Source organism: Paenibacillus lacisediminis (assembly GCF_046567315.2).
Window position 1 is genome coordinate 470,014 of sequence record NZ_JBKIAX020000001.1, and the last position, 14,578, is coordinate 484,591.

The 14,578-nt window shown below is 50.9% G+C and carries 11 protein-coding genes; 8 read left to right on the plus strand and 3 right to left on the minus strand.

Annotated elements, in window-relative coordinates; translation table 11 throughout:
• The first annotated feature begins 131 nt into the window (after nucleotides 1–131).
• From ACLD72_RS02000 to ACLD72_RS02025, 6 genes are all read left to right on the plus strand, one after another.
• Nucleotides 132–1,679, plus strand: coding sequence for an extracellular solute-binding protein (locus ACLD72_RS02000; protein WP_410998332.1), 1,548 nt, complete (start codon nucleotides 132–134; stop codon nucleotides 1,677–1,679).
• A gap of 80 nt (nucleotides 1,680–1,759) precedes the next feature.
• Nucleotides 1,760–2,728, plus strand: coding sequence for an ABC transporter permease (locus tag ACLD72_RS02005; protein ID WP_410998330.1), 969 nt, complete (start codon nucleotides 1,760–1,762; stop codon nucleotides 2,726–2,728).
• Between the two features lie 43 nt (nucleotides 2,729–2,771).
• Nucleotides 2,772–3,647 (plus strand): carbohydrate ABC transporter permease, encoded by an 876-nt coding sequence (locus tag ACLD72_RS02010; RefSeq protein WP_251589289.1) that lies wholly within the window; start codon nucleotides 2,772–2,774, stop codon nucleotides 3,645–3,647.
• A 78-nt stretch (nucleotides 3,648–3,725) separates the two neighbouring features.
• Entirely contained in the window at nucleotides 3,726–4,850 is a 1,125-nt protein-coding gene (locus ACLD72_RS02015; protein ID WP_410998328.1) for a glycoside hydrolase family 105 protein, read from the plus strand.
• Complete coding sequence (locus tag ACLD72_RS02020; protein WP_410998326.1) at nucleotides 4,837–6,183, plus strand: glycoside hydrolase family 28 protein; 1,347 nt, start codon at nucleotides 4,837–4,839, stop codon at nucleotides 6,181–6,183. Before ACLD72_RS02015 ends, ACLD72_RS02020 begins: the two co-directional genes overlap by 14 nt.
• Nucleotides 6,184–6,202: 19 nt before the next feature.
• A complete protein-coding gene (locus ACLD72_RS02025; protein ID WP_410998324.1) occupies nucleotides 6,203–7,213 on the plus strand; it encodes a pectinesterase family protein in 1,011 nt (336 codons plus the stop codon).
• Between the two features lie 44 nt (nucleotides 7,214–7,257).
• Here the strand turns inward: ACLD72_RS02025 and ACLD72_RS02030 are convergent, their stop codons facing one another.
• From ACLD72_RS02030 to ACLD72_RS02040, 3 genes are all read right to left on the minus strand, one after another.
• On the minus strand, nucleotides 7,258–8,664 hold the full coding sequence (locus tag ACLD72_RS02030) for an SLC13 family permease (protein WP_410998322.1): 1,407 nt from the start codon (nucleotides 8,662–8,664) through the stop codon (nucleotides 7,258–7,260).
• 9 nt (nucleotides 8,665–8,673) lie between these two features.
• Nucleotides 8,674–9,660 (minus strand): hydroxyacid dehydrogenase, encoded by a 987-nt coding sequence (locus tag ACLD72_RS02035; protein ID WP_410998320.1) that lies wholly within the window; start codon nucleotides 9,658–9,660, stop codon nucleotides 8,674–8,676.
• A gap of 234 nt (nucleotides 9,661–9,894) precedes the next feature.
• Nucleotides 9,895–10,731: a MerR family transcriptional regulator gene (locus ACLD72_RS02040; protein ID WP_458475504.1), complete on the minus strand. Its 837-nt coding sequence runs from the start codon at nucleotides 10,729–10,731 to the stop codon at nucleotides 9,895–9,897.
• Between the two features lie 332 nt (nucleotides 10,732–11,063).
• Here ACLD72_RS02040 and ACLD72_RS02045 point away from each other — a divergent pair, with 332 nt between their 5' ends.
• Together ACLD72_RS02045 and ACLD72_RS02050 are read left to right on the plus strand one after the other, a co-directional pair.
• On the plus strand, nucleotides 11,064–12,416 hold the full coding sequence (locus tag ACLD72_RS02045) for a citrate transporter (RefSeq protein ID WP_410998316.1): 1,353 nt from the start codon (nucleotides 11,064–11,066) through the stop codon (nucleotides 12,414–12,416).
• Nucleotides 12,417–12,429: 13 nt separating this feature from the next.
• Entirely contained in the window at nucleotides 12,430–14,562 is a 2,133-nt protein-coding gene (locus tag ACLD72_RS02050; RefSeq protein ID WP_410998314.1) for a hydantoinase/oxoprolinase family protein, read from the plus strand.
• Nucleotides 14,563–14,578: the final 16 nt, after the last annotated feature.

Genomic DNA, 14,578 nt, shown 5'->3' on the forward strand with positions numbered 1-14,578 from the left:
ACCACGATAATCATTATTTCAGATATTCCCTGTACGGCGGCCATTATGAGGAAATGATTGTTTCCGGAATGCTCCGGCGGAATGTACTGTGAAGTTGTAACCAATTACATTTCATTGGAGGTCAAAACGGTATGAAAAAAAAGCCTTTCACCCTCTTGTTAATCGCACTTCTATCGCTTAGCGTCATGCTGGTCGGTTGTGGAAGCGGTAACAATGGAGGCGGCGCAGCCGCGACTGAACCCGGTTCGTCCACCGCGGCGAACGGAGAGAACAAACCCGCAGGGGCGGACAAACCGACGGAAATCACGATCATGCTTCCATTGAATACATCCGAGACCCCTCCAGACACGATCAAAACCGAACTCGAGAAACTGACGAACACAAAGCTGACGTATCAGTTTTTCCCGGCGGACACTTATGAGGAAAAGCTGAATACCGCGTTTGCAACAGGCTCTTTGCCGCAAGTGACTTACCTCAAAAATCAGACTACGTTCATTCAAATGAAAGAGGCGATCAAGGACGGGCAGTTCTGGGAAATCGGCCCTTATTTGAGCGAATTCCCGAATCTGAACAAATTGAAGCCGGAAATTCTTGACAACACGAAAGTGGACGGCAAGCTGTACTCGCTTTACATCGGCAGACCGCTTGCCCGCCAAGGCATCATTTACCGCAAAGACTGGGCGGATAAACTAGGGCTTTCCGCGCCGGCCAATGTGGACGAATTGTTCGAAATGGCCAAAGCGTTTACCGAACAGGACCCGGATGGCAACGGCCAGAAGGATACGACGGGGGTCGCCGACCGGAACGAACTGGTATACGGGGCCTTCAAAACGGTATCCTCCTGGTTCGGCACGCCGAACAACTGGGGCGAGAAGGACGGTCAGCTCCAGCCGGAGTTCACGTTCCCGCAATATCTGGATACGATGGACTTTTTCAAAAAGCTTCGTGACAACGGTTACATTAACCAGGATTTCGCGGCCACGAGCAAAACCGATGCCGTCAATATGTTCACCAGCGGCAAGGCCGGACTATATATTGGCGGGTCCATGCAGGATATCGATTCGCTCAACAAGGATTTGATCAAAAACGTTCCGGATGCCGTGCTGGACACGCATAGCATGGTTGCCGGACCGGACGGAAAATTCGCCCAATGGATGATTCCGGGCTATAACAATATCGTACTGTTTCCAAAATCCGCTGTGAAGGATGAAGCGGAGCTCAAGAAGATTTTGGCGTTCTTTGACAAGATGATGACGCCTGAGGTGGCCAATTTGATGTACTGGGGTATCGAAGGTACGCATTACACAGTAGTGGAAGGAAAAGCACAAGCCGCGGAAGACAAGGAATTGATCGAGCGCGAAGTGAAGCCGTTCAAGGACAGCGTTATCGGCGAGTTCGAAACGAACGGCATGTACGAAAGCTACAATACGCTGCCCGGCCGGATTCATGCTGAGGAATTGGTCAAGGAAAATGTGAAGGTAGGCGTGCCGGACCCGACGACGGCTCTCGATTCGCAGACCTATACGGATAAGGGCGTAGAGCTGCAGCAGATCATTACGGATGCCACTTACCAATATATCTATGGTCAAATCGACAAGGCCGGCTTTGAAAAAGCGGTGGAAGATTGGAAGAGCCGCGGCGGCTCGAAAATCATCGAGGAGTATAACGCTGCCAGGTAAAACTTAGGCCGAACAGGCTGTTGATGTCATGATTTCAATAGCCTGTTCGGATGAATTAAGAAGCAGAGAGGAAGAGACACATGCAGGAAGCGACCGCTCCGTCCAATGTCACTCCCAAGATCCAGCCAGGCAGCCGCCGCAAGACCGGTGAGCTCAAGAAGCGGCTGTGGAGAAACAAATGGCTGTATGTCATGCTGCTGCCGGGAGTGCTTTATTTTATCATTTTCAAGTATTTGCCGATGTACGGGCTGATCATTTCTTTTCAGGATTACAAGCCTTATAACGGAATCACGGGCAGTGAATGGGTCGGTATGGAGCATTTCAAGCGGCTGTTTACCGAACCGGATTTCGCGAACATTTTGATGAACACGATCGTTTTGTTTGCCCTCAACCTGTTCATTTATTTTCCGGTGCCGATCATTTTAGCGTTGATGTTGAACGAGCTGCGGGGCAATTTTTTCAAACGGCTGTTTCAGACGCTTGTCTATTTGCCGCACTTCATGTCCTGGGTCATCATCGTTTCGATTACTTATGTCATGGTGACGATGGACGGCGGCATTATCAATGAACTGCTGGTTTATTTCGGATTTGAAAAAATCAACTTTTTGCTGAATCCCAGTTGGTTCAGACCGATGTATATCCTCCAGGTTATTTGGAGGGAAGCGGGTTGGGGCACGATTATTTATCTGGCGGCCATTGCGGCCATCGATCCGGGGCTGTATGAAGCGGCGCGAATCGATGGAGCCGGCAGAATGCGCCAGGTATGGCATATTACGCTTCCGGCGATTCGGGGCGTCATTATCACGCTGTTTATTTTGAAAATCGGTCACGTTCTTGATCTCGGGTTTGAGCACGTCTACCTGTTGCTGAATTCGATGAACCGGCAGGTTGCGGAAATTATCGATACGTACGTATACACCGCCGGCTTGCGGCAGGGGCAATACAGCTACAGTACGGCGATCGGGTTCTTTAAATCCGTGATCGGCCTGATCATGGTCGTGCTGGTCAACAAAGTAGCCAAGAAAATCGGGGAAGAAGGCGTCTATTAGAGCGAGCGAGGTAACTCTTATAGATGCCGTGGGAGGAATCTATATGGTAGAAGACAGATCCATAAGCGGCAGAATATACGCTGCCATTAATTTTACGCTGTTGGCCATTGTTGCCCTTATTACGGTGTTGCCCTTCATCCATGTCGTGGCCGGTTCGTTTACGACCAACGCGGAGCTGGCGGCCAATAAATTTGTGCTGATCCCGAAGGTGTGGAGTTTGGAAGCTTACAAATTTATTTTTTCGACGAATACGATTTTTAGGGCAATGGGCGTTTCGGTTGGCGTTACTTTGATCGGTACGCTGTTCAGCATGCTGCTGACGGCGCTGATGGCTTACGCGCTGGCCCGCAAAGATCTCGACGGCCGCAAAACGCTCAATTTCCTGGTCGTATTTACGATGTTGTTTAACGGCGGCTTGATCCCTACGTTTTTGGTCGTGAAGGAGCTTGGGATGATCGATACGTATGCTTCGCTCATCGTTCCGTCGGCCATCAGCGCTTTTAATATGATCATATTAAAAAACTTTTTTCAAAATATTCCGGAAGGTCTGGAGGAATCGGCGAGAATCGATGGCTGCAGCGACTTCGGCATCCTGTTCAAAATCGTGCTGCCGCTGTCGATGCCCGCGATCGCAACGATTTCCCTGTTTTATGCGGTGACGTACTGGAATACGTACATGTCGGCGATTTTGTACTTGAATGACAGCGTGAAATGGCCGATCCAGGTGCTTCTCCGGCAAATCGTCGTGCTGGCGAGCGGGCTCGATCACAGTTCCTCTTTGGATGGTACGGTGCCGCCGCCGGATCAAACGATCAAGATGGCGGTTATCGTGGTCGCCACGGTGCCGATTCTGCTCGTTTATCCGTTTTTGCAGAAGCACTTCGCCAAAGGGGCCATGCTCGGTTCGATTAAAGGCTGAGGGGTTTATATAGGATGAACTAGAAAATGAGATGCGGCAAAGGGAGTAAAATGATTCCGAAGGGAAAGGAGCTTGGAGATGACAGTTCATCGTCCCGACACACCGATAGAATGGGCGAGGAAGGCCAGCGATTCGCTGATGGACACCTATGCCGCCGGCAGTTTGCCTCCGGCGCACCGCTGGCATTACCATCAAGGCGTTTTCCTGTGCGGTATGGAACTGCTTTGGGAAGCCGTTCAGGAAGAGCGATACATTCAGTATATTCAGGAGTATGTGGATGATCTGGTGGATGAGCAGGGCAATTTTTATTTTGCCAGGGATGAGCTGGACGCCGTGCAGGCGGGGCTGCTGCTGTTTAAGCTGTATGAACGGACCGGAGCGGCGAAATACCGGATCGCGGCAGATAAGCTGAGAAACTTGCTGCTGACTTTGAACAGAACGTCCGAAGGCGGTTATTGGCATAAGGATAAATATCCTTATCAGATGTGGCTTGACGGGCTTTATATGGCGGGGGTGTTCTCGCTAAAATATGCAAATGCGTTCGGGGAAACGGGGCTCAGGGCAGAGGTGCTACGCCAGGAGAAGCTGATGCGCAAACATATGAAGGACGGCCGGACCGGGTTATTGTATCATGCCTGGGACGAGAGCCGCCGGATGCCCTGGGCGAATCCGCAAACCGGATGTTCTCCGGAATTTTGGAGCAGGTCGCTCGGCTGGTATGGCCTGGCCCTGGCGCAATTTCTCGATTTGCTGCCTGATCATGAGCCTGGGAGGAATGAACTTGTTAACGCTTTGCAAGGGTTCGTAAATGCCTTGATCCGGTATCAGGACCGGGAGAGTGGGCTATGGTACCAGGTCGTAGACAAGGGCGATCGTCCGGACAACTGGCTGGAAACATCGGGGTCCTGCCTGTTTGTCTACACCATCATCAAAGCGGTGCAGCGGGGAATCGCCGGTGAAGAAGCCTTAAGCGCCGCCCAAAAAGGGTATGAAGGGCTGACCCACGTCGTGGAGTGGGATGAAGAGGGCCGCCTGGTGCTGCCGGACATCTGTATCGGTACTTCGGCCGGCGATTACGACAACTACGTCACGCGCCCTAAAGTGAAAAATGATCTGCACGGCGTCGGCGCGTTTGTGATGGCTTGCGTTGAAATGGAATCATTATTGAACAGATCGGAGAACAAACAAAATGTGCATGTATAATATCACCGATTATGGAGCGGTCCGGGACAGCGGGGTTTTGGCAACCGGAGCGATCACAGCCGCCATTGCGGCCGCATGCGAAGCCGGGGGAGGCACGGTGGTGGTTCCGGCCGGCACGTTTCTGACCGGTGCCATACTCATGAAAAGCAATATTGAACTTCGGCTTAGTCCTGGCGCGGTGTTATCCTTCAGTACGGACCCGGATGATTATCCGGTCGTGGAGTCCAGATGGGAAGGGGTAACAAGGAAGGTTCACGCCTCCTGCATTTACGGGGAAGATCTTCAAAACGTGTCCGTGACCGGAAGCGGCTGTCTCGACGGAAATGGGGAACCGTGGTGGGATAAGCACAGAAACCGCCCGGAAGAGCTGGCGTTTCCGCGTCCGAAGCTGATCAGCTTTGACCGCTGCCGGAGGGTGACGATCAGGGATGTGACGCTGGTTAACTCGCCCAGTTGGACGGTGAACCCGATTTGCTGCTACGATGTGACGATCGACAATGTGTCGATTCTGAACCCCGCGGATTCGCCGAATACGGACGGCATCAACCCGGAGTCGTGCACGAATGTGCGGATCAGCAACTGCAATATCGATGTAGGGGATGACTGTATCGCCATCAAGGCGGGCACCGAGGATACCAAAGAGCGGATTCCGTGCGAAAATATTACGATCGTGAACTGCACGATGGTGCACGGGCATGGCGGGGTCGTGCTGGGCAGCGAAATGAGCGGAAATATCCGCAATGTGACGATATCGAATTGCGTCTTCAAGCAAACGGACCGCGGCATCCGGCTGAAATCCCGGCGCGGCCGCGGAGGTGTCGTCGAAGATATTCGGATCAGCAATATCGTCATGGAAGACGTGATTTGTCCGTTTATTATGAATCTTTATTATTTCTGCGGACCCCGCGGCAAGGATAAATACGTTTGGGATAAAAATCCGTATCCCGTGACGGAAGAAACGCCGAACTTCCGGCGCATTCATTTTTCCGGGATCACGGCGCGCCAGGTTCACGCTTCCGCCGGGTTTCTGTACGGTCTGGCGGAGCGGTATATCTCCGAAATCACTTTCGATAACATCGACATTTCGCTGGCGGAGGACGCGATTCCCGGACGCCCGGCGATGATGGCCGGCATCAGCGACATGGCGCGGCGCGGGTTCTATTTGGGCAATGTGCGGGACGTGCGGTTCAGCCGGGTAACGATTGAAAACCATGAAGGCCCGGCTTTTTACATTGAAAACGGGGATGACGTGGAAATTACGGATTGCCGCTCGAGAAATACCGCCAAACCGGAAAAATTGGTAGAACAGGTGATAGGGGACGGAATAATTTGACCGGAGGGATTGGCAAACCATGCTCGTAGGAAAAGAATCGTTTTGCGATTACCGGACGATCCGGGAAGCGGTGGAAGCGCTGGAGCAGGATGCTTCCATGAAGCCGGAAACCCTGTACATTTTGGCGGGACGATATGAAGAACAGGTGGTGATTTACCGCTCCCATCTTCGCATTGTCGGCATCGGGGACGTCGAAATCGCGATGAACCGGTATGCCAAAGAGCGGGATGAACACGGCGAGGAAATCGGGACGTTTGCTACGCCGACGTTGTTTTTGGGCGGCAGCCATCTCGTTGTGGAAAATCTGACGATCTCGAATACGGCCGGGCAGGGCGAAAGAATAGGCCAGGCGGTGGCAGTGTATGCGCATTGCGATCAGACGGTGTTCCGAAACTGTACGTTAAAAGGGCATCAGGATACGCTGTTCACGGGCCCGCTCCCCCCGGCGCCGCGGGAAAGAGCCGCATTCGGCGGGATTCCGCTGAGGGAGCAACACGCCGATTACCGCCAGTTTTACCAGAACTGCTATATCGAAGGAACGGTCGATTTCATTTTCGGCGGGGCGACGGCGGTGTTCGAGGCTTGCGAAATCCGCAGCCTCGTTCATGAAGGCGGCGGCGTTGGCTATATCACGGCGGCCTCGACGCCGCTGGGGCAGCAGCACGGTTATGTCTTCCGCGATTGCTTTCTGACAGGGGAACAGGGCGTTCCTAAAGCTTCGGTATATTTGGGACGTCCTTGGCGGGAGTATGCGCAAACCGTGTTTATTCATTGTCTGATGGGTGAACATATTCACCCCGAGGGCTGGGACAACTGGAATAATCCCGCCAATGAGGCGACGGTCCGGTATTTGGAATTGGGGACAAGGAATAAGGATGCCGGCCGACTGCGCTCGTCACGTGTTCCGTGGGCGGAGTGTCTGGAAGACACGGATGGGGAATGCGAGTATCGCACAGAACATGTATTTTCGGGGGCGGATTTTTGGCGGCAAGGGAGGGGCTTTTTGGAAATAAGCGATCCGGATTTATAGGTGAGAGGACGGGGGTTGACCGCCCCCTCCTACGCGATTTGTCATTACCCCAGCAGCCCCAGCCATTGCCAAAACGGGACGCTGATCAGCAGCCCGACGATATTTACCGCCATATAGATGACCGAACCTAGCATGGTTTGTTTAGCGGTCGCCATTTTTCCGTCTATGGCATAATACGTTGTCAGGAAAGGCGGGTTTTGGTATTGCAAAATCCAGATATTGACGGATGTGATCGTTGCAAATGTAATAATGAACGGATTGATCCCCGTGTTTGCCAGCAGCGGAAGCACGATCAGGATGAAAATGGTTACCGCCGCAGACAGAGAAACCAGCAGGAAACGAATGGCGTAAACCAGCAATGCCAATACAACTACCAGAATATAGGGGTTTTGCAGGACCGGTTCGATCACGGGCGTAAGTGTGCTGCCGATCCATTTATCGATGCCGACTTTCGGAAGAACGGTCCCGAGATTCAACGCGCAACCGATAAAAATGACGGCATTCCAAGGTATTTTATTTTTGAAATCGGCGACGGTAATCACCTTAAGGCCAACAAGGATAGAAACCGCGAGTATGGCAATGACGGCCGATGAAATACCGGTTCTTTTTTCCAGCATCCACAAAATAAGTGTGCCGATCAAAATAACAGCCGTCATTTTCTCGTTTTTGCTCATCGCGCCCAGTTCTTTTAACTGGTTTTTAAGAAAATCGCCGGGCAGCTTTGTATCGTTCTTGGGCCCAAAGAAATGCTTAATGGCAAAATAGCTGCCGGCAATAAAGACAACCGACCACGGCAAAGCATACAGGAACCAGTTCCCCCAAGTCAGTTGTTTTTGAACGGATTCGTCCAACAATCCTCTGCCGACATAGTTCATGAATGTGGCGCTCAGAAAGATCGGAGAAGCGCAGACGAAGCCGAAAAACATGGAGAGAAACAAGCCGGCGCTCGCTTTGCTCTTTCTTTCATATCCCATCGTATCGCTGATCGACAAGCTTAGCGGTGCGGCAATCGAGCCTTTGGCATTGGTGCTGGGAATGGTGGGGGAAACGATCAAGCCCGCCAATAACACGGCCAGACTTTGCCCTTTGAACGTCGTCGGGAAAAATTTCATGACATGCAGGGCGATTCGCTTCATCAACCCGGTTCCGCTAACCGCGATGCCGATGCCTAAACCGCCAATGACCATCCACCAGCTGGTTCCGGAAAATTGCGAAAAGGCATCGTTAAACGGAACCACGCCCAGAACGACCCAGGAAGCGCACATGATCAGACTCACCGCAAAATCCGCCATGACGTCCGCAATCCAGAAAATGATGGCGCAAACCAGCGTTCCCAGCACGATCATGGACTTTTGGTCCAGTCCTTCAAAAGGAGGAAGGAGGGCAATCGCGACGGCAAACACAAGTCCGATAATCGCGCCGATAATTTTTTTGGTATTTGGGTTTTTCAACGGGTTCACCTACTTTTCCAGAACTGCCTGATTGACTACGTAAGCAGGCGTTTTGCCAAGATGGTAATCGACAATTGCTTGTGCGGAGCCGACGGAAAGATTCTCAATAGCTTCGGCCGTCGTTCCCGCAATATGAGGTGTGAGAATGACATTTTTAGCCGAAAATAGAGGGTTGTCCAGCTCCGGAGGTTCAACGGAGTACACGTCGACGGCAGCGCCGGCAATCATGTCCTGATTCAGCGCCTCCGCCAGGTCGGCTTCGTTGACGATCCCACCGCGGCTGGCATTAATCAAATAAGCCGTAGGCTTCATTTGTTTCAGCGTCTCAAGGGTTACCAGATTTTTGGTCGTTTCCATAAGCGGCACATTAATGGTGACGAAATCGGAAATCTCGTATAATTCTTTGGCCGTATTTACTTGAATAACGTTCGGATTGTCCGTTTTTACGTATTCATCATACACATATACCGAAACGTGCAGCGATTTCACCAATTCGGCGATGATGCTGCCGATGCTTCCGAACCCGATGATCCCCAGTTTTTTGCCTTTGATTTCGCTGCCGCCCGCTTTATAGCGATTGACCAATCCGGGCAAAGAAGCCCCCGCTTCCGACAGCTTGCCCGTTCTTATTAACCGGTCCGCAGGGAACAAATTTCTTCCGAGCGTCATCATGGAAGCTATAATGTACTCCGCCACAGAGTAAGCGTTGGCATTCAAAACTCTGCTGACCAGGATACCGCGTTCAGTGGCGGCATCCACATCGATATTGTCCACGCCGATTCCGTGACGGGAGATGATGGACAGATTCGAGGCGGATTCGATAACTTCTCGCGGCAAAGGGCTTGTACGAACAATGATGCCGTAGACATCCCGGCTTAGCTTTTTCAAGGTATCCACATCGGTAGAAGGAGAAACGACGACCTCGAATCCGTGCCGCTCCAAAAGGGCCATCCCTTTTTGGTTTATTGCTTCGCATAACAAAATTCTTGTTGACATAAGAACCCTCCGTTACAGTAGAATGGTGACGGCTTTTTCCGCAAAAGTATGTGAAAAAAGTATCAATCCACTGCATTCTAAGGGCTACAGCTACTGTACAGTCAATACTTGCTTAAAAAGATAAAAAAGAAAAAGGAACGAAATCGAATCCCAGCGGATCCAGTCCATTCCTTTTTATGCCTGATTTTAGTATTTTCCATCATCGTTTTTGCGTTTTTCGGCCTTCCTGTACAGTTACTGTACTTTATTTTTAAAGGGAACCCATGCTTCAAAATAGCGGTACCGTTCCTTTTCGTCGTTCGCTTCTTCGAACGTATTGGCGATGGTAACCAATTGCACGTCGCCGTTCAGCTCCAGGCGGTTAGCGATCATAAACTGCTCTACATACTCCAAATAACTCCATTTCACCGAGTCGTACGAATCCACTTTGAAGATCGTATAGATGCAGGGCTGCGGCTCTACAAAAAAGGAGGTGGGAATTCGGTCGAATCCGTAAAATTCGGCATACCTTTTTTCCAAGGTCAAGTCGCAATAAGTGGAGACCGGGTGTTCTTTCGTTTCAATATCCGGTTGTTTGATTCCTAAAGTATGGCGGCATAAAGGCATGGCTTCCATTCCGATTTTTCTGGCTAACGTACCGTTGCCCGTGTTTTCGAGAATATCCTCCCGCAAGTGCAAATGATGCCATCTGGCAGGACGTACCCGGTAAAAACAACGTTTGTAGAATACCGGTATGGATTCTACCAGTTCTTTTAATTGCTTCATTCCTTCCAAACAATACTGCTTCTTCAAAAGTTCCTTTTCATTTTCGGCGATCTTGCTACCCAGGCTTTCCGCCAAATCTTTGATATCATTTTCATTGAAGATTTTTTCCGTTTCTTCAATGGAAAATCCCATATTCTGATATTGTTTTCGGATCATAATCATATATACGTCATAGGATGCGTATAGTCTTTCGTTTTTGTGGTTTTTTTCACCAGGGAGCACGATACCTACCTTGTCATAGTAGCGAATCGTTTGAGGATGCATGCCGAGCATATTTGCGACTTCACCGATCCGATAAGCTGCCATGAATTTCCGGTCTTTTTGTTCCATACGCCGCAACCAACCTTTAAGTATTTTTATAAGCCATTTTATCATTTCTGTGGTTGACGTAACAAGCGGAATGGCAAGGTAAAATCGATAAACAAGCCCAAATCATGTGAAGATGTATATTGACGTTATACAACAGCCATGGTACTATTTGACAAGAAAAAAACTAACATGTTAGTTATGATTATTAACATGTTAGCATGTTAGTTAATGCTGTTTTATTCCTAATTTAGTAGTGCTTCCGACGCCAGTTTTGTATGATGCCATTTATTGAGGAAGCAATGCTCACAAAACTTTAAGGAGGACATTTTGTGGATGCAGTGAATTTTGTAATCGGTTTCATCATGGTGCTGTCATTTTTTGGGCTCGTGTGGTACTGCGTCAAGGGGTATAACCTCATGGTGGGCTTTTTTATCATGTCGGTAATATGGACTGCGGTCGCCTTGATCGGAAACGCCATTTCTCCCACTGGAGCGATGGAGGGGGAAACGTGGGTTTCCGTGCTGACGAATGTCTTTCAAACGGGACCCGAAAACTACGGTAAAGCTATACTTGTAAACGTTTTCTTTGGGGCCTTTTTTGGCCGGATTTTGATTGACACTGGGATCGCCGCCACGTTAATTCGCAAAGTGGTGGAGCTGGGGGGAGACAAACCGAGAGTGACGATGTCGCTCCTCTGTATTGTTACGGCCGTAATTTTCACCTCCATGACCGGAATTGGGCCGGTTATTTCCATTGCCGTCATCGTATTGCCGATCATGCTTTCGCTTGGTATTCCTTCCCCGATCGCCTTATTCTCCTTCATGGGCTCCATCATGGCAGGGATTTTCGGGAATATTGTGAACTTCAAACAGTATCAGGCGATTTTCGCAACCGCCAACGAAAGTTATGCCAGTTATGATTATAACGCCTACTTCGCCTTTGGCATGATTGCGATGGCCGTCTCGCTGATCGTTGTGCTTATTGTGGCTAACCTTTCCATGAACAAGAAGAAGTTATCCCGCGCCTGGGCGGCAACAACGCCTGAAGAAGAAAATAAAGGCGATGCGCCGGCCATTTCCTGGATTTCGATCATTCTTCCGGTCATTGGTGTGGTCGTGTTCAAAATTCCGATTATTTTCGGATTTATTGTTGCCGGCTTGTTCGCCTTGTGGACCTGCGGCAAATTAAAGGGCGGTTTTGCAAGCATTTGCCGCATGCTTTCCAAGCAGTTTGCCGACGGAGCGATCGATGTGGCGCCCATGATCGGCTTTTTGCTCACGCTCGCCATGTTTAACAATGCCGCTACATATGCTTCGCCTTACTTTAAAATCCTGTTTGGCGGATTTATGCCCCAGACGGCATTAATGTTATGTATTGTGTTTGCGGTTTTAACACCGCTGGGCTTCTTCCGCGGGCCGATGAATCTGGTTGGATCCGGGGCGGCCGTGCTGGCTGTGGTTGTATCGACGGCCGCTTGGCCGGTGCAATTTTTGTATCCGTTATTCGCCGTCACCACGGTTGCGCCGCAGCACTTGGACGTGACCCAGTCCTGGGTCGCCTGGGGGTTTGGATATACGAAGGTACCGGCCAGGGATTACATGAAGATGTCCATCCCAACAGGCTGGATCATCGGGGTTATTCTTTGCGCCGTCGTTTTTGTCATGTACGGTAATCTCGTTTAAGTTGGAGGAAAAAATGGACAGAATGATTCGCATGGGGATTGATGTAGGAGGAACGCATACCAAAGCTGTGGCCATTGACAATGAAACCCACGAAATTATCGGCAAATCATCGGTCAAAACAACGCATGACGATGCCAGAGGCGTAGCCGCCGGAGTGGTGAGATGTTTCCAAAACTGCTTGCAGGAAAATAACATCCGGCCGGAGGATGTCGTTTTTGTGGCGCACAGTACGACACAAGCAACCAATGCCTTGATTGAAGGCGATATCGCCCAGGTCGGCATTATTGGGATGGGCAAAGGCGGTATCGAAGGCTTTTTGGCCAAAAGACAGACGAAACTAGCGAACATCGATTTGGGAAACAGCAAAGCGATTCAAATTTTTAACAGCTTTATCAATGTCAAAAAAATGACGGAAGAAACCGTGCTGCAGGTCATCGAAGAACTGGAACGGATGGGAGCGCAGGTCATTGTTCCATCCATGGCTTTTGGCGTCGATAACGGCAGACCCGAGCAACTGGTGTATGAAGAGGCGGAGAAAAAAGGCCTTCCCACCACGATGGCGTCCGACATTACGAAACTGTACGGGCTGACCCGCAGAACCAGAACGGCGGCGATTAACGCCAGCATTCTTCCCAAAATGCTGGATACGGCAAGTTCAACAGAGCGGTCCGTAAGGGAAGCCGGTGTCCACGTGCCTTTAATGATTATGCGCGGCGACGGCGGCGTGATGGAAATCAGTGAAATGAAGAAACGCCCGATTCTTACGATGCTTTCCGGTCCGGCCGCTTCGGTGATGGGGTCTTTGATGTATTTGCGGGCCTCCAACGGCGTGTATTTTGAGGTCGGCGGAACAACAACCAATATCGGTGTGATCAAAAACGGCCGTCCGGCGATCGATTACTCGATCGTCGGCGGTCACCCCACCTATGTCAATTCGCTGGATGTGCGGGTGCTTGGCGTGGCCGGGGGATCGATGGTTCGCGCCGCCAAAACCGGGGTTATCGATGTCGGACCGAGGTCCGCGCACATCGCCGGGCTCGATTATGCGGTATTTACCGACCCGGCCAAAATCAAAGGGGCCAAGGTGGAATTTTTCTCGCCAAAACCCGGCGATCCGGCGGACTATGTGGCAATCCGGCTGGAAAACGGCGAACGGGTGACAATCACGAATTCCTGCGCGGCCAACGTGCTGGGGCTGGTGAAGGAAGAGCATTTTTCCTACGGCAATGTGGAAGCCGCCAGAAAGGCGATGCAGGCATTAGCCGATTATTGCGGGACAACGGTGGAAGATATCGCCGGGCAAATTTTGGAGAAGGCGTACGCCAAAATCGAACCGGTGATTTTGTCGCTGGCGGACAAATACAAGCTGGAGAAAGATCAAATCTCTTTGGTTGGGGTCGGCGGCGGAGCGGCTTCGCTGATCGTGTATTTTGCGGAAAAGATGGGACTTAAGTACAGCATCCCGGAAAATGCCGAGGTCATTTCTTCGATTGGCGTCGCTCTGGCCATGGTCAGGGACGTGGTGGAACGGATCATCCCGTCGCCGTCCAAAGAGGAGATCAGCGCGATTAAAATGGAAGCGATGAATAAAGCAATCCAAAGCGGGGCAACGCCGGAAAGCGTGGAAATCCATATCGATATCGATCCGCAAACCTCCAAGGTGACCGCGATCGCCACCGGTTCTACGGAGGTCAAAACCAATGAGCTGTTAAAGGAATGCAGCGAAGAAGAACTCCAGGAAATCGCCGCAGGCGATATGCGGATTTCCCCCGAACGGACGCAGTTGCTGGAGAAAACCCGATACTTTCATATTTTTGGCGAAAAGGCGGAAAAAGCGGGAGACGCGGGGGCCGTCCGTATCCTGGACAGCAAAGGCTTTATCAAAATTCAACGAGGCCGGGCCATGGCGATCAAGACAACTGCCAGAGAGTATTTGCGGGCCGTGGAAAAACTGTGGGAAGCGATGGCCGTTTATAAGACGGAACTCATCGCCCGGCCGGACTTTTATCTGTGCATCGGCGCGCGTGTCATGGATTTTACCGCATCCGATTTCGAGCAGTTGGAACTGTTGATGGATATTGAAGTGTCCACTTTTGAACCCGATACTGAGATTATCGTGGTCGCCGCCAATATCAAGCAAAGTTGAAATCGGCGGAATACGG

What these genes read in the sequence shown, in the direction of transcription:
- ACLD72_RS02040 (WP_458475504.1), bottom strand. Translation starts at nt 10,731, where the DNA reads ATGGCAGCTTATCGGATCGGTGAAGTCGCAAATATGCTCGGCATGCAT.
- ACLD72_RS02010 (WP_251589289.1), top strand. Translation starts at nt 2,772, where the DNA reads ATGGTAGAAGACAGATCCATAAGCGGCAGAATATACGCTGCCATTAAT.
- ACLD72_RS02020 (WP_410998326.1), top strand. Translation starts at nt 4,837, where the DNA reads ATGTGCATGTATAATATCACCGATTATGGAGCGGTCCGGGACAGCGGG.
- ACLD72_RS02015 (WP_410998328.1), top strand. Translation starts at nt 3,726, where the DNA reads ATGACAGTTCATCGTCCCGACACACCGATAGAATGGGCGAGGAAGGCC.
- ACLD72_RS02025 (WP_410998324.1), top strand. Translation starts at nt 6,203, where the DNA reads ATGCTCGTAGGAAAAGAATCGTTTTGCGATTACCGGACGATCCGGGAA.
- ACLD72_RS02000 (WP_410998332.1), top strand. Translation starts at nt 132, where the DNA reads ATGAAAAAAAAGCCTTTCACCCTCTTGTTAATCGCACTTCTATCGCTT.
- ACLD72_RS02035 (WP_410998320.1), bottom strand. Translation starts at nt 9,660, where the DNA reads ATGTCAACAAGAATTTTGTTATGCGAAGCAATAAACCAAAAAGGGATG.
- ACLD72_RS02005 (WP_410998330.1), top strand. Translation starts at nt 1,760, where the DNA reads ATGCAGGAAGCGACCGCTCCGTCCAATGTCACTCCCAAGATCCAGCCA.
- ACLD72_RS02050 (WP_410998314.1), top strand. Translation starts at nt 12,430, where the DNA reads ATGGACAGAATGATTCGCATGGGGATTGATGTAGGAGGAACGCATACC.